Annotated in this window: 12 protein-coding genes; 7 read left to right on the top strand and 5 right to left on the bottom strand. The window is 71.9% G+C overall.

Features of this window, described 5'->3' with window-relative positions; translation table 11 throughout:
• Positions 1 to 79 precede the first annotated feature (79 nt).
• The 5 genes from ACT54X_RS01330 to ACT54X_RS01310 all read left to right on the top strand — a co-directional run bounded on the left by ACT54X_RS01330 (position 80) and on the right by ACT54X_RS01310 (position 5537).
• On the top strand, positions 80 to 769 hold the full coding sequence (locus tag ACT54X_RS01330) for a TetR/AcrR family transcriptional regulator (protein WP_476344586.1): 690 nt from the start codon (positions 80 to 82) through the stop codon (positions 767 to 769).
• A gap of 60 nt (positions 770 to 829) precedes the next feature.
• Positions 830 to 1822, top strand: a complete 993-nt coding sequence (locus ACT54X_RS01325) for a Bug family tripartite tricarboxylate transporter substrate binding protein (protein ID WP_476344584.1) — start codon at positions 830 to 832, stop codon at positions 1820 to 1822.
• 58 nt (positions 1823 to 1880) lie between these two features.
• Entirely contained in the window at positions 1881 to 3308 is a 1428-nt protein-coding gene (locus ACT54X_RS01320; RefSeq protein ID WP_476344583.1) for a carboxylesterase/lipase family protein, read from the top strand.
• 134 nt (positions 3309 to 3442) lie between these two features.
• Complete coding sequence (locus tag ACT54X_RS01315; protein ID WP_476344582.1) at positions 3443 to 4078, top strand: class I SAM-dependent methyltransferase; 636 nt, start codon at positions 3443 to 3445, stop codon at positions 4076 to 4078.
• Between the two features lie 211 nt (positions 4079 to 4289).
• Positions 4290 to 5537 carry a porin gene (locus ACT54X_RS01310; RefSeq protein ID WP_476344581.1) on the top strand — a complete coding sequence of 416 codons (1248 nt, stop codon included), beginning with the start codon at positions 4290 to 4292 and terminating at the stop codon, positions 5535 to 5537.
• A 216-nt stretch (positions 5538 to 5753) separates the two neighbouring features.
• On the opposite strand, the gene ACT54X_RS01305 is transcribed toward ACT54X_RS01310, so the two are convergent.
• The 5 genes from ACT54X_RS01305 to ACT54X_RS01285 are packed head-to-tail and all read right to left on the bottom strand — an operon-like array spanning position 5754 to position 13870.
• Positions 5754 to 7124, bottom strand: coding sequence for a heavy metal sensor histidine kinase (locus ACT54X_RS01305; protein ID WP_114804361.1), 1371 nt, complete (start codon positions 7122 to 7124; stop codon positions 5754 to 5756).
• Positions 7125 to 7128: 4 nt separating this feature from the next.
• On the bottom strand, positions 7129 to 7827 hold the full coding sequence (locus ACT54X_RS01300) for a heavy metal response regulator transcription factor (protein WP_114804383.1): 699 nt from the start codon (positions 7825 to 7827) through the stop codon (positions 7129 to 7131).
• Entirely contained in the window at positions 7827 to 11003 is a 3177-nt protein-coding gene (locus ACT54X_RS01295; RefSeq protein WP_476344580.1) for an efflux RND transporter permease subunit, read from the bottom strand. Before ACT54X_RS01295 ends, ACT54X_RS01300 begins: the two co-directional genes overlap by 1 nt.
• Entirely contained in the window at positions 11000 to 12238 is a 1239-nt protein-coding gene (locus ACT54X_RS01290; RefSeq protein WP_476344579.1) for an efflux RND transporter periplasmic adaptor subunit, read from the bottom strand. The genes ACT54X_RS01295 and ACT54X_RS01290 overlap by 4 nt, the downstream gene beginning before the upstream one ends.
• Positions 12239 to 12259: 21 nt before the next feature.
• Complete coding sequence (locus ACT54X_RS01285) at positions 12260 to 13870, bottom strand: efflux transporter outer membrane subunit (RefSeq protein WP_476345088.1); 1611 nt, start codon at positions 13868 to 13870, stop codon at positions 12260 to 12262.
• 136 nt (positions 13871 to 14006) lie between these two features.
• Here ACT54X_RS01285 and ACT54X_RS01280 point away from each other — a divergent pair, with 136 nt between their 5' ends.
• Positions 14007 to 14738 (top strand): DUF3348 family protein, encoded by a 732-nt coding sequence (locus ACT54X_RS01280; RefSeq protein WP_294373765.1) that lies wholly within the window; start codon positions 14007 to 14009, stop codon positions 14736 to 14738.
• On the top strand, positions 14735 to 17743 hold the full coding sequence (locus tag ACT54X_RS01275; RefSeq protein WP_476344577.1) for a DUF802 domain-containing protein: 3009 nt from the start codon (positions 14735 to 14737) through the stop codon (positions 17741 to 17743). Before ACT54X_RS01280 ends, ACT54X_RS01275 begins: the two co-directional genes overlap by 4 nt.
• The last annotated feature ends 85 nt before the right edge of the window (positions 17744 to 17828 follow it).

Here is a 17828-nt window from a genome sequence, read left to right as displayed (position 1 = left end):
TGCAAAATGTGAATGCAGGCCAGCCGCAGTGGCCGCCCTCCGCGGCGTTTGTGCGACTGTCCCATCCGAAGGCGCTCCCATGACCGCATCGTCACGTCCAGGCCGCCGCTCCCATGCCGAGCGCAGCGCGCAGACGCGCCAGCACCTCATCAGCACGGCCATCGACCTGATCGGGCAGCAGGGCTTCGGGCAGATGTCCATCCACGCGCTGGCCCGCAGCGCGGGGCTCACCTCTGGCGCCGTGCAGCACCACTTCGAGTCCAAGGCCGTGCTGATGATGCGGGTGCTCGACGAGCTGCTGCGCAGCCACATCGACGCCGGCGAGTTCTGGCCGCCTGTCGCGCTGGGCGCGCAGGAGCGCGCCGCGCGCTTCCTGCAGACGCTCCATACCTTGGTCTATGCCCAGCCGCGCTTCCTGGTGGCCTGGAACATCTACCTGGGCTCGCGCGGCCAGCCCGAGGTGCTGGACCACATTGCCCGGCAGCGCGATGCGCTCGATGCGCAGCTGTCGCAGGGCTTCTTCGCCACCTTTCCGGAGTTGGCGGCGCAGCCTGACCGCGAGGCGCTGCTGGGCCTCGTGTTCTCGACGCTGCGCGGGCTGGGCCTGCTGCAGCTCTTCGAGGGCCACGGCCGCACGCAGCCTTCTGCCTCCGCCTCGGCCCAGCTCGCGTTGCTGGCGGAACTGATCGCGGCGCGGTGCGCGGCACCGGCCGCCGAGCCACCTTCGCGCAGGGCCAAGCCCGCCCGCCGTCGCGCGCCCCCCGGTTGATCCCTCGACGCCGTACGCCCGCTGCTTTCCCCGATCCCTCACAAGACCTCAGGAGACACCATGACGATTTCCCTTCGCCGGCGGCTTGCCGCCCTGGCGGGCCTCGGCTCGCTCTTCGTTGCCGCAGCGGCCAGCGCGCAGGCGCCCGCCTATCCCACCAAGCCCATCCAGCTGATCGCCCAGCAGCCGCCGGGCAGCGGGTCCGATGCGATGACGCGGGTCTGGGCCGACTGCGCGGCGCAGGCGCTGGGCCAGCCCGTCGTGGTGCAGAACCGGCCGGGCGCCAACGGCATCCTGGCTGTCAGCGCGCTCAAGGGCCAGGCGGCCGACGGGTACACGTTGATGAGCATCGGCATGTCGCAGATGAGCATCACGCCCTACACCTATCGCCAGCATCCCTACGACCCGTCGACCGACTTCGACGGCGTGGCCGTGCTGGGCACCTCGCCCCTGGTGCTGACGGTGCCCGCTGGCGAGGGCGTGGCTCGGCTGGCGGACCTGCAGAAGCTGGCGGCGGCCACGCCCGGTGGGCTGAACTTCGGTTCGCCGGGCAAGGGCAGCCCCGCGCACCTGCTGACCACGGCCCTGCTCGACAGGCTGGGCGTGGCCGGCACCCATGTGCCCTTCGTGGGCGAGGGCGCAGGCATGGCGGCGCTGATGGGCCATCAGATCCAGGCCATGACGCTGGTCGGTGGCACCGCGGCTCCCCAGGTCAAGGCCGGCAAGCTGGTGGCGCTGGCGGTCTTCGACAGCCAGCGCTCCGCGCTGATGCCGGACGTCCCCACCATCGCCGAGCTGCTGCCCGCCGCTGCCGACCTGGCTCGGCCCTCGTGGATCGCCATCGTGGCCAAGGCCGGCACGCCGCCGCAACTGCTGGCGCGGCTCAATGCGGTCAGCGAGGGCTGCCGCAGCAATGCCCAGTACCTCCAGCGACTGGAGACGATGAGCGTGACGCTCACGGCCTCCAAGCCGGCCGATGTGCGCGCCTGGGCTGCGCGCGACGCCGCGGTGTGGCGGCCGCTCATCGACAAGCTGGGCCTGGCCACCGAATGAGCGAAGGACCGCGTCGCAAGACTGGCACGAGGCCCGAGCGCCCTGCGCAATGGCGAGCGTGACTGAAGCGCGCGGCGCGCCCGAAGTGCAGCTCTCGCACGGCGGTCGCCTTCGTGGCCGGCGGGAGGCCGGGCTTCGCGTCTTCAAGGGCATCCGCTACGCGCTGCCGCCCTTCGGCACGCGTCGCTTCGCGCCACCCGTTGCCGCTGCGCCGTGGCAGGGCGTGCGCGAGGCGCTCGACTTCGGCCCCGCCTTTCCCCACTGGCCGCGCCATGCCGCGCCCGACGCCGATCCGGTGGGCGGCGAGGATGCACTGTCGCTCAACGTCTGGGCGCCCGACGCGCCGGCCGACGCGCGCCTGCCCGTCATGGTCTGGGTGCACGGTGGCGGCTTCGTGCGCGGCAGCGCGTCCGAGCCGCTGTACGACGGCGCGGCCTTTGCGCGGCAGGGCGTGGTGTTCGTCTCCATCCAGTACCGACTGGGCGTCGACGGCTTCGCGCACCTGCCGGATGCGCCGCCCAATCGCGGCTTGCTCGACCAGCTGATGGCCCTGCGCTGGGTGCAGGACCACATCGGCGCCTGGGGCGGCGATGCAGCGCGGGTCACCGCCTTCGGCCAATCGGCGGGGGCGGGGGCCATTGCCTGCCTGATGGGCCTGCCTGAGGCCCGCGGGCTGTTCCAGCGCGTCATCCTGCAAAGTCCCAGCGTGGCTTGCCAGACGGTGGAAGAGGCCCAGGCTGCCCTTGCGGCCATCGGCGAGCTGGCCGGCGTGGCGCCCGATCGGGGGGGCCTGGCCCAGGCGCCGCTGGCCCCGCTGCTGCGCGCAGTGCAGCGGCTGACGCAGGATGCCGGTCTGCGCCGCGCGATGGGGCTGGCGAGCCGCCATCTCTTTCCGCTGCGGACGGTGCTCGACGGCCGGATGCTGGTGGCGCCACCCCTGCAGGCCTTGCAGACGGCGTGGCAGCAACCCTCGTCCTTGCAACTGCTGGTGGGCCACAACGCCGACGAGATGCGGCTGTACCACGTGCCCGGCGGCGGGCTGGCGCGCATCACCGAGGCCGATGTGGAGGACTTCGCCCGCAGCGCCGGCGTGGCGCTTCCCGTGGCGCAGGCAAGCACCTCCGGCGAGCGCCTGTGCGCCCTGCAGTCCGACTACCACTACGCCGCGCCCGCGGCGGCGCTCGCACACCTGGCGGCCACGCGCGCAGCCTCGGCCCATCGCTACCGCTTCGTCTGGCCGTCGCCCGGCTTCGACGGGCACCTGGGCGCGGCGCACGGCGTCGAGTTGCCCTTCGTGTTCGGCAACTTCGACAACGCGGCGGCGCGCGAGCTGACGGGCACCTCGCCCCCGCGTGCGTTGTCGCAGCAGATGCAGCAGGCCTGGGTGCGCTTTGCGAAGACCGGCGATCCGGGCTGGGCCGCGCACCGGCTCGAGCTCCCCTGCGTGCAGGTCTTCGGCGAGCTCGGGGCCCCGGCGCCCCCGTGAGCGACGGCGTCTGAGTGACGACGTCGGTGGCCGTCCCCGGCGCTCTCGTCGATGCTTGCCGTCAGCCAGGGCGCCGCACAATGCGCCGCCGCGCCCCGGGGGCGTGGCGTTCCGCGATCCGAGGAGACACCGCCATGCACGACTACTACGCCGCCCGCGCCGCCGAATACGACCGCATCTACGCCAAGCCCGAACGGCAGGCCGACCTTCGGGCGATGGAGGCCTGGCTGCCGACCGTGCTCGCCGGCCGCCATGTGCTGGAGGTGGCCTGCGGCACGGGCTACTGGACGCAGTTCTACGCAGCGGCCACCGCCGGCGTGGTGGCGCTCGACGGCGCGGTGGAGACGCTGCGCATCGCCGAGCGCCGGCTGCCCCATGCGCCGGTGCGCTGGTTGCAGGGCGACGCCTATGCGCTGCCGGTGGCGGCGCACGCCTTCGATGGCGCCTTTGCCGGCTTCTGGTGGTCGCACATTCCGCTGGGCCGCATCGACGCCTTCCTGCAGGGCCTGCACCGGACGCTCAAGCCCGGCGCCCAGCTGGTGTTCATCGACAACCTCTTCGTGCCCGGCAGCAGCACGCCCATCGCCGAGCAGGACGGTGACGGCAACACCTGGCAGTTGCGGCGACTGGCGGATGGCTCCGTGCATCGCGTGCTCAAGAACTTTCCCAGCCGCGACGCGTTGCTGTCGGCCGTGGCGCCCTATGCGCGCATCAGCGAATACCGCGTGTGGCAGCACTTCTGGGCGCTGTCCTATTCGCTGCGCGCGTGACGCCCGGGTGGTCTGGCGATCTTGGTCAGCTCGCTGTCAGACATGGGTGAAAAGGCGATGAATCCAAGAAAAAGTACTGGGAGTTAAGGGTTAATACCATGTAATTTAGGAGACTTTTTGGCGTTGCAGACTCGCGTTCAGCCCAGGCCTTCTGGGCGCTTCCAACCGCTTCCGTCAAGAGAAGCAAAACGCTTCATCTGGAGTTCAACGCATGAAAAAGAGTCTCGCGGCACTGGCCGCCATGGTGGTGTGTGGCGCCGCGTCCGCGCAGTCGACGGTCACCCTGTTCGGTGTGCTCGACGCCGCCGTCAGCCATACCAGCAACAAGGGCGAGCTGGTCCTGACCAACCCCACGCTGGCCACGCTGGTCAACCCTTCGCTCGCCCTGCTGCCGCAGTCGGTCGAGGCCAGCCGCACCGAGCTGCGCAATTCGGGCCTGAGCTCCAGCCGCCTGGGCTTCCGGGGCGTCGAGGACCTGGGCAACGGCCTGAGCGCCAGCTTCTGGCTCGAAGGTGCCCTCAACAACGACGACGGCACCGGCGCTGCCAGTGGCGCGCTGAACTTCCAGCGCCGCTCCACCGTGAGCCTGGCCGGCAGCTTCGGTGAAGTGCGCCTGGGTCGCGACAACTCGCCGGCCAAGGTCAACGACGACACCTTCGATCCCTTCGGCGCCACCGGCGTCGGCGGCTCGCTGATCGCCTCGGCCTACAGCCACGGCCGCGTCAGCAATGCGCTGCAGTACTACCTGCCTGCCGGCCTGGCCGGCGTCTACGGCAACGTGATGTATGGCATGTCCGAGCGCGCCAGCATCTCGCCCCTGGGCCTGAACCAGCGCGACTCCGACGAAGGCCGCTACGCCGGTGCCCGTGTCGGCTACGCCAACGGCCCGCTGGACGTGGCCCTGGCCTATGGCCAGCTCGACAACGTGGACGGCGCCAACAAGGGCAAGGACACGATCAGCGTGCTGACCGACCGCCGCTTCAAGGACAAGATCTTCAGCCTCGGCGCCACCTGGGACTTCGGCGTCGCCAAGCTCTTTGGCGAGTATTCGCGCCGCGAGCTGGACCGCGAACTGCTGGCCCGCGACTACGTGGCCGGCGTGCTGACCGTGCGCCCCACGGTGAAGACGCAGGGCTACCTTCTGGGCGTGAGCGTGCCCGTGGGCGCCGGCATCATCCGCGCGTCGTATGCCAACGTGCGCTACGACAACGACAGCGTGGCGCTGTTCCAGCCCGAGAAGCGCGAAGCCAACAAGTTCGCCCTGGGCTACCAGCACAACCTGTCCAAGCGCACCGCCCTGTACGCCACCGTCTCGCGCGTGACGAACAAGAACGGCGCCAACGTCACGGTCGGCGGCCCCGCCTTCGTGGCGCCCACCATCCCGGCCGGCCTGACCGGCGTGGGCTACCAGGCCAAGAGCTCGACCGGCTACGAGTTCGGCGTGCGTCACTCCTTCTGAGCCTGACGCAAGCCGCCCCGGGTGCCGCGGTCTGCTGGCGCATTCGACCGCGACGCCCGGGGGGCGGGCCGCAGGGCCTGCCACCATCCTTCACGGCGGCCTGCCTGCCGATGAGGGGTGTCTCCCGCCGGGCATGGGCTGTTGTCCACGCCCGCGCCGCAAGACTCCAAGGACCTCCTGCAGGTTCACTTCAGCCCGCCTGCGTGCGGGCCTTTTTCATCGCCGGGGCGCCACGGTGAAGCCTACGGTGATCTCGCCATCGGCCCACTGCGCGAACACCTGCCCGCCATGCATGGCCGCCACCGCGCGCACGATGGACAGGCCCAGCCCGTGGTTCTCGCCGCTGTTGGGCCGGGAGCTGTCGCCGCGGTAGAAGCGGTCGAACAGCCGTGCTAGCGCCTCGGGCGCCAGGGGCGCGCTGGGGTTGCTCACGCTGACGCGCGCGCCACCGGCCAGCGGCTCGATGCGTACGCCGATCACGTCGCCGCCCGAAGAGTGCTGGATGGCGTTGTGCAGCAGGTTGCTCAGCGCGCGGCGGAAGAGGGCGGTCTCGATGGGTGCGATGGCGTCGCCCTGCACGTCCACGCGCAGGCCGGCCTCGTCCAGCAGCACGTCGAAGAACTCCACCGTTTTGGCCACTTCCAGCGCCAGCGGCGCGTCGACCAGGCGCCGGGCGCGCTCGCCCTGTTCGGCGCGGGCCAGGAAGAGCATGTCGGCCACGATGGAGCGCAGCCGCTCCAGCTCCTCCAGGTTGGACTGCAGCACCTCGCGCAGCGCGGCGGCGTCGCGCTCGCGTGCCAGCGTCACCTGCGTCTGGCCGATCAGGTTGGCCAGCGGCGTGCGCAACTCGTGGGCCACGTCGGCGTTGAAGGTCTCCAGCTGGCGGTAGGCGCCGTCCAGCCGGTCCAGCGCGGCGTTGAAGGACTGGCCCATGTCCGTCAGCTCGATGGGCAGGGCGGGCAACTGCAGCCGCTGGCCGCGGTTGTCCGGGCCGATGCCCTGGGCCTCGGCCGACAGGCGCTGCAGCGGGCGCAGGCCGACACGAGCGACCCAATAGCCCATCAGTGCAGCCACGCCCGCGCCGGTCAGCGCCAGCAGGGCCATGGCGGCCTCGAAGGTGTGCAGGGTCTGGCGCGGCGCGGCACCGCTCACGCCGGCGATGAGCTGAACCTCGGGCCGCACGTCGTTGGCCGGCAGCCGTGCCGACATCAGCGCCATGGGCCGGCCGTTGGGGCCGAGGGGCAGCTCGACCACCCCGTCCTCCTCGTGCAGCGCATCCGCCATGGCCTGGGCGCCGTCGGCCCAGCGGAAGCCGGGCGCCTCGCTCCACATCCAGTAGCGCACCTCGCCGTTGCGGCTTTCGAGCGCGGAGATCTTCTCGCGGACACGCAGGCCCAGTTGCGACGAGCGGCCATGCTCCAGCATGTAGCGCACATCCTCCAGGCGGCTCTGCACCTCTTCGCGCTCGTGGCGCCGCAGCTCGTGCCGCAACACCTGCAACAGCGCCACACCCAGCAGCGCGAAGATGAACACCGCCACGGCGGTGAACATCAGCGCCAGACGCAGGGCGATGGAGCCGCGGCGCATGCCCTCAGTCGTCGTCGCCGCCGGCAGTGCCCGGCGCGCGCTCTTCCAGCACATAGCCCATGCCGCGCACCGTGTGCAGCAGCGCTTGGGCGAAGGGCAGGTCGATCTTGCCGCGCAGGCGCTTGATGGCCACCTCGACCACATTGGTGTTGCTGTCGAAGTTCATGTCCCACACCTGCTCGGCGATGGCGGTCTTGGACAGGATGTCGCCCTGGCGCCGTGCCAGCAGGGTGAGCAGCGCGAATTCCTTGGCCGTGAGGTCGATGCGCTGGCCGGCGCGCAGGGCGCGGCGGCTGATCAGGTCGATCTGCAGATCGCCCACGCGCAGCAGCGTGGGCTCCTGCGCGCGGCCGCGGCGCGTGAGGGCCTGCAGCCGGGCCTGCAGCTCGATGAACGAGAAGGGCTTGACCAGGTAGTCGTCCGCGCCGCCCTGCAGGCCCCGCACCCGGTCTTCCACGCCGTCGCGGGCGGTGAGCATGATGACCGGCGTGCCCTTGACGGCGCGCAGCGAGCGCAACACCTCGAAGCCGTCCAGGCCCGGGAGCATGGCGTCGAGCACGATGACGTCGAAGTCGTGGTGCAGCGCCAGGTGCTGGCCGTCGATGCCGTCGTAGGCGACGTCCACCGTGCAGCCCTGCTCGGTCAGGCCCTGGCTGAGGTAGTCGGCCGTCTTGCGCTCGTCCTCGACGATCAGCACCCGCATCATGGCTGGGCGGCCTCCAGCCGCGGCGTGGCGGCGCGTGCGGCACCCGCGGCCTTGCGGCGCATGTACCAGTGGTGGGCGCGGTCGAGGTAGAGGTAGACCACCGGCGTGGTGAAGAGCGTGAGCACCTGCGACAGCAGCAGCCCGCCCACCATGGCATAGCCCAGCGGCCGGCGCAGCTCGGAGCCGGCGCCGTGGCCCAGCATCAGCGGCAGGCCCGAGAGCAGGGCGCACATGGTGGTCATCATGATGGGGCGGAAGCGCAGCACGCAGGCCTCGAAGATGGCGTCGCGCGGGCTCATGCCGCGGTCGCGCTCGGCATGCAGGGCGAAGTCCACCATCATGATGCCGTTCTTCTTGACGATGCCGATGAGCAGGATGATGCCGATGAGTGCGATCACGCTCAGATCGTAGCCGCCCGCCATCAGGATCAGCAGCGCCCCCACGCCGGCCGAGGGCAGGGTGGAGAGGATGGTGAGCGGGTGGATGTAGCTCTCGTACAGCAGGCCCAGCACGATGTACACCGCGATCAGCGCCGCCAGGATCAGGTAGGGCTGCGTGCGCAGCGATGCGCTGAAGGCCTGCGCCGTGCCCTGGAAGCTGCCGGTGAGCGTGGGCGGCACGCCCATCTCGGCCTGCGCCTGCTGGATCTGCTCGACCGCCTGGCCGAGCGCGAAGCCGGGCTTGAGGTTGAAGGAGATGGTCGCCGCCGGGAACTGGCCCTGGTGGTTCACGGCCAGGTAGCTGGTGCGGGTGGTGTCCAGCTTCACGAAGGTGGACAGCGGGATCTGCTGGCCGTTGATGGGCGAGGTGATGAACAGCCGGTCGAACAGGCTCGGGTCCTGCTGCAGTGCAGGCGTCACTTCCAGCACCACGTTGTAGCTGTTGAGCTGGGTGAAGTACTGCGCCACCTGGCGCTGGCCGATGGCGTCGTACAGGGTGGCGTCGATCAGTGCCGGCGTGATGCCATAGCTGGAGGCGCGCTGGCGGTCGATGGTCAGGCTGGCCATGGGCGCGGCGTTCTGCTGGTCGGAGCTCACGTCGGTCAGGGCGGGCAGCTGCTGCAGCCGCTGGGTGATGCGCTGCGTCCAGGTGTCGAGCTCGCCCAGGTCGGTGTCGGTGAGCGTGTACTGGTACTGCGTGCGCGCCAGCCGGCCGCCGACGTTGATGTCCTGCCCGGCCTGCATGTAGAGCGTGATGCCGGGCACGCGCGCCAGCTTGGGCCGAAGGCGGCCGATGATCTCATCGGCGGTCTCGGTGCGGCCGTCTTCCTTGGGCTTGAGGCCGATGAAGAAGTTGCCCGAGTTGAAGGTGCTGGCACCGGCCTGCAGGCCGAAGGCGGTGACGTCCGGGTCCTGCCGCACGATGTCGGCCAGGGCCAGCATGCGCCCGTGCATGGCCTCGGACGAGGAGTCCTGCCCTGCCACCGCGGTGCCGAAGATGTAGCCCGTGTCCTGCTGCGGGAAGAAGCCCTTGGGGATCACGATGAACAGCGCCACCGTGGCCGCCACCGTCGCGATGAAGCTCATCAGCGTGATGAAGGGATGGCGCAGCACCACTTCCAGCGCACGGCGGTAGCCGCCGATCATGGCCTCGAAGCCGCGCTCGAACAGGTCGAAGAGCTTGCCGTGCTTCGGTGCGGCATGCGTGCCGTCGCCATGCGGGTTCTTCAGGAACTTGGCGCACAGCATGGGCGTGAGCGTGAGCGATACCACCACCGACACCGCGATGGTCAGCGTCACCGTCACCGCGAACTCGCGGAACAGGCGGCCCACGATGCCGCCCATCAGCAGCAGCGGAATGAACACGGCCACTAGAGAGACCGAGATCGAGACGATGGTGAAGCCGATCTCCTGCGCCCCCTGCAGCGCCGCCTGCATCGGCGGCATGCCGTCCTCGATGTGGCGGTAGATGTTCTCCAGCATCACGATGGCGTCGTCCACCACGAAGCCCACCGCGATGGTCAGCGCCATGAGCGAGAGGTTGTCCAGCGAATAGCCCAGCACGTACATCACGGCCGCCGTGCCCAGCAGGGCCAGCGGCACGGTCACGCTGGGGATCAGCGTGACGGTCATGCTGCGCAGGAAGACGAAGATCACCGCCACCACCAGCGCCACCGACAGCACGAGCGTGAACTCCACGTCCTTGACCGAGGCGCGGATGGTCTGCGTGCGGTCGATGATGGTGCTGACCGTCACGCTGGGCGGGATCGAGGCCTTGAGCTTGGGCAGCGCCGCGAAGATGCGGTCCACCGTGTCGATCACGTTGGCGCCCGGCATCTTGGTGATGGCCAGCGAGATGGCCTGGCCCGGCTCGATGTGGCTGCCCTCGGGCTCGGCCTTGCCGGGGAAGGCCCAGGCGGCGATCTTGGCGTTCTCGGGCCCGTCCACGGCCACGCCCACGTCGCGCACGCGGATGGGCGCGCCGTTGCGATACGCCAGCACCATGTCGTTCCACGGTGCGGCCTTGAGCAACTGGTCGTTGGTGTAGACGTTCATGGCCTGCGCGGCGCCGTCCAGCGTGCCGGTGGGTGCGCTCACCGTGGTGTTGGCGATCACGCCGCGGATGTCCTCCAGGCTCAGGCCCAGGCCGCGGATCTTGGCCGGGTCGACCTGGATGCGCACGGCCGGCTTCTGCTGGCCGAACACGTTGACCAGGCCCACGCCCTCGATGCGCGAGATCTGCTGCGCGAGGATGTTCTCGGCGTAGTCGTCCACCTGCGTCATCGGCAGCACCTGCGACTGCACGGCCAGGATCAGCACCGGCGCATCGGCCGGGTTGATCTTGCGGAAGCTCGGCGGGCTGGGCAGGTTCTTGGGCAGCTGGCCGGTGGCCGAGTTGATGGCGGTCTGCACGTCCAGCGCGGCACCGTCGATGTTGCGGTCCAGGTCGAACTGCAGCGTGATCTGCGTCAGGCCCAGCGAGCTGGTCGAGGTCATCTGCGACAGGCCGGGGATCAACGAGAACTGCCGCTCCAGCGGCTGCGCCACGTTCGAGGCCATGGTCTCGGGACTGGCGCCCGGCAGGCGGCCGGTGACCTGCAGCGTCGGGAAGTCCACCTGCGGCAGTGGTGCCACGGGCAGCATCGGCCAGGCCACCAGGCCGATGAGCAGCAGCGCCACGGCCAGCAGCGAGGTGCCGATGGGCCGGCGGATGAAGGCGGCGGAAATGCTCACGAGGCGGCTCCCTGTGGGCCGTTGGCGGCCTTGGCGCCGGCAGGCTTGTCGGCGCCCGGGGCGGCGCCCTTGCCCTCGCCGCCTTCTCTGGCCTCGCGCACAGCGGTGCCGGGCGCCAGGCGGAACTGGCCGTCGGTCACCACGCGGTCGCCCGCTTTGAGGCCCTTCGTCACCACGGCGGTGTTGCCCTCGCTGCTGCCCACCTCGATGGGTTGCACGCGCGCCTTGTTGTCGGCATCGACCACGTAGCTGAACAGCCCGTTGGGGCCGCGCTGCACGGCGGAGACGGGCACGGTCAGCGCATCGCGCCGCTGGCCCAGGACGAGCCGGGCATCCACCGACTGCCCCGGCCACAGCTTGTGGTCGGGGTTGGCGAATCGGGCCTTCATGGCGATGGTGCCGGTGGTGACGTCGATCTGGTTGTTCAGCAGCGTGAGCTCGCCGGTGGCCAGCACCTCATGGGTAGCGCGGTCGATGGCCTGCACCTGCAGCGGCGCCGGTCCGTGCAGGGCCGTGTTGATGGCCTGGAAGGCGCTTTCGGGCAGGGTGAACTGCACGGCGATGGGGTCGATCTGGTTGATGACCAGCAGGCCGGCCGCGTCGGTGGCGTGGACGATGTTGCCGGGGTCCACCAGCCGGGCGCCGATGCGGCCCGACAGCGGCGCGGCGAGCGTGGCGTAGCTCAGCTGCACCTGCGCGGCCGAGACGGCGGCGGTGTCGCTCTGCACGGTAGCGGTGAGCTGGCGCACCAGGGCGGCCTGGGTGTCCAGCTGCTGGCGGGTGGCGGCGTCCTGCTGCTGCAGCTCCGTATAGCGCTGCAGGTCGGCGCGGGCATTGGTCAGCTGCGCGTTGTCGCGCGCCAGCGTGCCCTGGGCCTGGGCCAGGGCCGCCTGCAGGGCGCGGGCATCGAGCCGCGCCAGCACCTGGCCGGCCTTCACGTCCTGGCCTTCCTTGAAGTTGACGGCCTCCAACTGGCCGTCCACCCGCGTGCGGACGGTGACCGAGGCCATGGGCAGCACGCTGCCCATGCCGGTCATGGCCAGGGGCACGTCCTTGCGCTGGACCGTGGCCAGGCGCACCGGCACGGCGGTTGGGGCCTTGGCGGGCTCGGCGGCGTGCGCGTCACGGTGCAGGCCGGGATGCCAGGCGGCGATCAGCAGGGCGACGGTGGCGACCGCCGCGCCGACCGTGCGGCCGCGGCGGGAGACGAGGGGGGTGCGATGGGGCAGGGACATGGCGTTCGACGGAAAGACGGATCAGCGCGTGGCGGGGCTGGCGGAGGCAGCGATTTCGGCGGAGGGGGCGGACGCCGCCGTGGGCGTCGCGGCAGGCGTGCCGGCAGGCGCGGCGTCGGCGGCGTCGCTGGCGTGGGGGATGGCGGGCAACTGGCCCGTGCCCCAACCGCCGCCCAGCGCCTTGACCAGCGCGACGCTGGCGGCGTACTGCCGGCCTTCGAGCTGCAGCGCGCTGCGCTCGGCCGTCAGCGCCAGCGCCTGGGTGGTGACGACGGTGGTGTAGTTGGCGGTGCCGGCGCGGTACTGGCTCAGCACCACGCGCAGCGAGTCGCGGGCGGCGGTCACGGCGCGGTTCTGCGCCTCGCGCTCGCGGGCCAGCTCGCGCAGGGCGGCCAGGTTGTCCTCCACGTCCTGGAAGGCGGCGAGCACCGTCTGGCGGTAGCCGGCGGCGGCACCGTCGAAGGCGGCGCGCGCCTGCGCCACCTTGGCGCTGCGGGCACCGCCGTCGTAGATCGAGGCCGCGAGCGCGAAGCCCAGCGCCCACACCTTGTCGGGCGTGCGGGCCCAGGCGGTGAGGCCGGCGCCCGAGAAGCCGCCGCTCGCACTGAGCGTGAAGTCGGGGTAGTACGCGGCAGTGGCCACGCCGATCTGTGCATTGGCGGCGGCCACGCGGCGTTCGGCACCGGCGATGTCGGGGCGGCGCTCCAGAAGCTGCGACGGCAGGCCGGGCGGCATCACGGGCAGCGCCAGCGCGGAGGGCGCCTCGCCGGCCAGTGGCTCCAGCGAGAACTCGCCCGGCGTCCTGCCCAGCAGCACGGCCAGCGCATGTTCCAGCTGGCGGCGGGTCAGGTCGATGTCGATGGCCTGGGCCTCGGCCGAGGCCAGGTTGCTTTCGGCCAGCGCCACGTCCGAGCGCAATGCGGTGCCGGCGCGGTACTGCGCCTGCGCCAGCCGCAGCGAATCGCGGTAGCCCGCCACGGTGCGCACGTAGAGCGCCTTCTGGCGGTCGTCCAGGCGCAGTTGGATGTAGTCGTTGACCACGGCCGCCTGCAGCGTGAGCCGGGCCGCGGCCAGGTCGGCGGCGCTGGCCTGGGCGCTGTCGGCCGCCGCTTCGGCGCCGCGGCGCACCTTGCCGAAGAAGTCCGGCTCCCAGGCCGCCTGCAGCGACCAGGCATGGGTGTCGCCCAGCACCGAGGTGCCGCTGCTCTTGCTGCGCCCGCGCCCGCCCGAGGCGCTGGCGCCCACGGTCGGGAAGAAGCCGGCTGAGGCGCCGTCGACCAGCGCCTGCGCCTGGCGGTAGGTGGCCGAGGCCTGGGCCAGCGTGGGGCTGGCCGTCATGGCCTGGGCGACCAGCGCGTCCAGTTGCGGATCGCCGAACTGGCTCCACCATGGCGAGTCGGCATCGGCCGCCTTCGGCGCCGCGGGGCGCCAGGGGCCGTCTTCCTTGAAGGCGCCCTGGCTGGCGCCACTGGGCACGGGCGGCGGCTGGTAGTCGGGACCGACGGCGCAGCCCGCCATCAGCAGGGCGGCGCACAGGGCGGTCAGCGGGAGCTTGGGCGAGCGCCGCCGTGCAAGGGCAGGGCGCTCGCGGCGCGGGAAGCGGTCGTGGGCGAGGGAAGGCATGGGCAGCATGGCAGACACGGCCGCCACTGTGGGCGCCGGGGGCCGACGCCTCGCTGACGGCAAGATGACAAAGCTGTCAGGTGGCGCGGCCGGAGCCGACGCACCCCCGGTGTAGACTGCGCGGTTTTTCGATCCGGCAACCCCCATGGCGCTCACCACCGTGCGCACGGGCCTGACCGGTGCGGCGCTTGTGCGACTGCTGGCCGGCCTTGCCGGTCCGCGGGCGCAGGTCCGGGATTCCAGAGACGCCTTCGCCGACCGCCTGAGCCACTGGCTCGGCTGGACGGACGCCATCTCGCTGTCAGCGGCCCTCGAACGGCCGCTGCCGGCCCCGAGCGCTGCCGGCGCCCCTTCCACCACCGACGATCCCTGGCCGCAGGAGCAGGCCGAGGTCGAGCGCGTGCGCGCCGTGCTGGCTCACGGCCATGCCAAGGAGGCCGCCGCCGCCGGCCGCTCCACCTTCGAGCAGGGCATCGGCTTCTCGCCCTATCGGCAGCGCTACCTGGCGCGCCAGCAGGCGATGGAGATGGCCATTGGCCTGCTGCGCGAGCGGCTGCGTGCCGTGGTGGCGGCCCGCTCGCCCGAACTGGCGCGGCTGGCCGCCGTCGATGCCGTGATGGCCCAGACCCTGGGCCCGCATGAGGACCGGCTCATGGCCGGCGTGGCGCCGATGCTCGAGAAGCACTTCCGCCGCCTCGCCGAGGCGCATGGGCCCGAGGACGAAAGCTGGCAGGAACCCTTCCGCCAGGACCTGCACACCGTGCTGCTGGCCGAGCTGGAGCTGCGGATGCAGCCCGCGCTGGCCCTGCTCGAAGCCCTCCGGCCACCGGGCGCCGCCGCGCCGACGGTGGCCACACCAGGAAACAAGGACGAATGACGAGACTGATTGCCAAGGCCCTGCAAGGGGCGGTGTTCGCGGCCGGACTGGCCGCCGTGCTGTGGGTGGGCGCCGGCTACCTGGGCCGCCAGCCGCTCGCGCTGGCGGTGATGGTGCTGATCGGTGTGTTCTATCTGGTGGGTGGCGTGGAGCTGCTGCGCTTCGACCGCGCGACCCGCGCACTGGCCCGCGCGCTCGACAGCCTCGGCAGCGCCCCGGCCGATGCCCGCCATGCCTGGCTGGTCCCGGTCGAGCCCGCGCTGCAGGGCGCCGTCCGCCAGCGCATCGAAGGCGGCCGCGTCGCCTTGCCCGGCCCTGCGCTCGCGCCCTACATCACCGGCCTGCTGGTGCTGCTGGGCATGCTGGGCACCTTCATGGGCATGGTCGTCACCCTGGACGGCACCGGCGCCGCACTGACTGGGGCGACCGAGCTGCAGGGCATCCGCGATGCGCTGTCGGCCCCGGTGCGTGGCCTGGGCCTGGCCTTCGGCACCTCGGTGGCCGGCGTGGCCGCCTCGGCGGCGCTGGGCCTGATGTCGGCCCTGGCCCGCCGCGAGCGGGTGCAGGTGGGCCAGCAGCTGGACGCCGCCATCGCCGGCCCGCTGCGCGCTTTCTCGGCCACGCACCACCGCGAAGCCTCGTTCAAGCTGATGGAACAGCAGGCCGGCCTGCTGCCCACGCTGGTCGAGCGGCTGCAGGCCAGCATGGAGGCGCTGGAGCGCCAGCAGCAGGCCTTGAACGAGCGGCTCACCGCCGATCAGGCCCGCTTCCACACCCAGGCCGAATCGGCCTATGTCGCGCTGGCCGCCTCGGTCGAGCGCAGCCTCAAGGAAAGCGTGGCCGAGGGCGCGCGCCTGAGCGGCGCCGCCATCCAGCCCGCCATCGAGGCCACGCTGGCCGGCCTGGCCCAGGAAAGCGGCCGCCTGCAGGCCGCCATGGCCGAGCAGGTGCGCCGCCAGCTCGACGGCGTGGCCGAGCGCTTCGGCCAGGCCACCACCGAGGTCGCCGGCCTGTGGCGCAATGCCCTGGCCGAGCAGCAGGCGGCGCAGACCGCCGGCAGCCGCGCCTTCGACGAGGCGCTGGCCCGTTTCTCCGGTCATGCCGAGCAGCGCGATGCGGCCCTGGACGAGGCGCTGGCCCGCTTCACCCAGCACACGCAGCAGCACAGTCTGGCGCTGGCCGATGACCTGGCGGCCCACCTGGACCGCCAGTCCGAAACCCTCGGCCAGCGATGGGCCGAGACCTTGTCGCAGCAGGCCGCCGGTGCCGAGCAGATGGCCGTGCGCCACGAGGCCGCCCTGCAGCGCGCTGCCGAAGGCTTCGTCGGCCAGGCCGCCGCCCTGCGCGAAGGCGTCGCAGCCGCCCATACCGAGCTGCAGACCCGCCTGGCCGCCCACGACGACACCCGCCTGGCCGCCTGGACCGGCGCGCTGCGCAGCCTGGCCGAGGAACTGCATCAGCAGTGGCAGCAGGCCGGCGCCCAGGCCACCGGCGAATGGCAGTGCGTCGGCGAGACGCTGTCGCGCAGCGTGCGCGACATCACCGCCGGTGCCGAGGCCCAGGCCCAGCGCCTGCTGGCCGACCTGGACCGCCGTGCCACCGCCGACGAAAGCCGCCTGGCCGACTGGCGCGCCGCGCTCGAAACCACCGCCACCGCGCTGCGCGAGGAATGGCGCGCCGCCGGCGCCGAATCCGCCGGCCAGTGGCAGCAGCTGGGCGACGCCCTGCGCCACACCGCCGCCGAGGTGGGGGGCCATGCCGAGGCGCAGGCCCGCCGCACCCTGGCCGAGATGGAACGCCGCGCCGCGCTGGACGACGGCCGCCTCCAGCAATGGACGGCCGCCCTGGAGACCATGGCGGCCAACCTGCGCGAGCAATGGCAGCAGACCGGCAGTGCCGCCGCCGACCAGTGGCTGCAGGCCGGCCGCGCCGCCTCTGCCGAACTGGAGCGTGCCAGCGGCCAGATCGCCGGTCAGCTCGAACGCGCCAGCACCGGCGCCGCCGAGGCCCTGGCCCTGGCCAGCAGCCAGGCCGCCGGCCAGTTGCAGCAGGCCACCGGACAGGTGGCCGAAGGCCTGCAGCGCGCCACCGGCGAGGCCGTGGGCCAATGGCAGCAGGTGGGCGAGCAGCTGCGCCAGGCCGCCATCGACATCGGCAGCACCGCCCAGGCCCAGGCCGAGCGCACCCTGGCGCAGATCGAGCAGCGCGCCGCGCAGGAGGCCGAGCGTCAGGCGGCCTGGACCGGCGCCCTCGAAACCACCGTCGCCACCCTGCGCACGCAGTGGGAGGCGGCCGGCGAGCACGCCACCGGCCAGTTGCGCGAAGCCGGCGCCGCCCTGGCCCGCACCGCCACCGACATGAGCACGCAGATGGAGGCGCAGGCCCGGCGCACCCTGGCCGAGATCGGCCAACTGGTGCAGGCCGCCGCCGAAGCACCCCGCGCCGCGGCCGAGGTCATGGGCGAGCTGCGCGAGCGCATCAGCGACAGCATGGCCCGCGACCAGGCCACGCTGGAGGAACGCGAGCGCCTGATGCAGACCCTGGGCACGCTGCTGGAGGCGCTCAACCGCCAGGCCACCGAGCAGCGCGGCGCCATCGATGCGCTGGTGGACACCACCGCCGGCCTGATGGAGCGCGCCAGCGGCCAGTTCGGCGAGACCCTGCAGGCGCAGGTCGAGCGCTTCGGCCAGGCGCTGGACGCCCAGGCCGCGCGCCTGGACGAGGCCGGCACGCAGCTGGGCGCCAGCGCGGTCGAAGTGGCCAGCCTGGGCGAGGCCTTCGGCGGCGCCGTGCAGCTCTTCGGCCAGGCCAACGCCGAGCTGCTGACCCAGCTCAAGGGCATCGAGACGGCGCTGACCAAGTCCCTGGCCCGCAGCGACGAGCAGCTGGACTACTACGTGGCCCAGGCCCGCGAGGTGATCGAGCTGAGCATCGGCGCGCAGAAACAGATCATCGACGACCTGCAGCACCTGGCCGCCCAGCGCGGGGTGGAGGCCGCCGCGTGACCGGCGCCGCGCGAGAGTCGCGTTGGAACTCCTTCCCCCTCTGGGGGAAGGCAGGGATGGGGGCCAGCATGACGCAGGCGCTGAT

The sequence above is a fragment of the Pseudacidovorax sp. DMC4 genome (genome assembly GCF_056314265.1).
The sequence above is the reverse complement of the archived record's forward strand: the minus strand, read 5'-3'. Positions and strand labels throughout refer to the sequence as shown.

Bases quoted from the DNA above. Each gene is read 5' to 3' on its own strand.
- ACT54X_RS01325 (WP_476344584.1), top strand. From the start codon at position 830: ATGACGATTTCCCTTCGCCGGCGGCTTGCCGCCCTGGCGGGCCTCGGC.
- ACT54X_RS01305 (WP_114804361.1), bottom strand. From the start codon at position 7,124: ATGCGCCGCGGCTCCATCGCCCTGCGTCTGGCGCTGATGTTCACCGCC.
- ACT54X_RS01310 (WP_476344581.1), top strand. From the start codon at position 4,290: ATGAAAAAGAGTCTCGCGGCACTGGCCGCCATGGTGGTGTGTGGCGCC.
- ACT54X_RS01285 (WP_476345088.1), bottom strand. From the start codon at position 13,870: ATGCTGCCCATGCCTTCCCTCGCCCACGACCGCTTCCCGCGCCGCGAG.
- ACT54X_RS01280 (WP_294373765.1), top strand. From the start codon at position 14,007: ATGGCGCTCACCACCGTGCGCACGGGCCTGACCGGTGCGGCGCTTGTG.
- ACT54X_RS01275 (WP_476344577.1), top strand. From the start codon at position 14,735: ATGACGAGACTGATTGCCAAGGCCCTGCAAGGGGCGGTGTTCGCGGCC.
- ACT54X_RS01290 (WP_476344579.1), bottom strand. From the start codon at position 12,238: ATGTCCCTGCCCCATCGCACCCCCCTCGTCTCCCGCCGCGGCCGCACG.
- ACT54X_RS01315 (WP_476344582.1), top strand. From the start codon at position 3,443: ATGCACGACTACTACGCCGCCCGCGCCGCCGAATACGACCGCATCTAC.
- ACT54X_RS01330 (WP_476344586.1), top strand. From the start codon at position 80: ATGACCGCATCGTCACGTCCAGGCCGCCGCTCCCATGCCGAGCGCAGC.
- ACT54X_RS01300 (WP_114804383.1), bottom strand. From the start codon at position 7,827: ATGCGGGTGCTGATCGTCGAGGACGAGCGCAAGACGGCCGACTACCTC.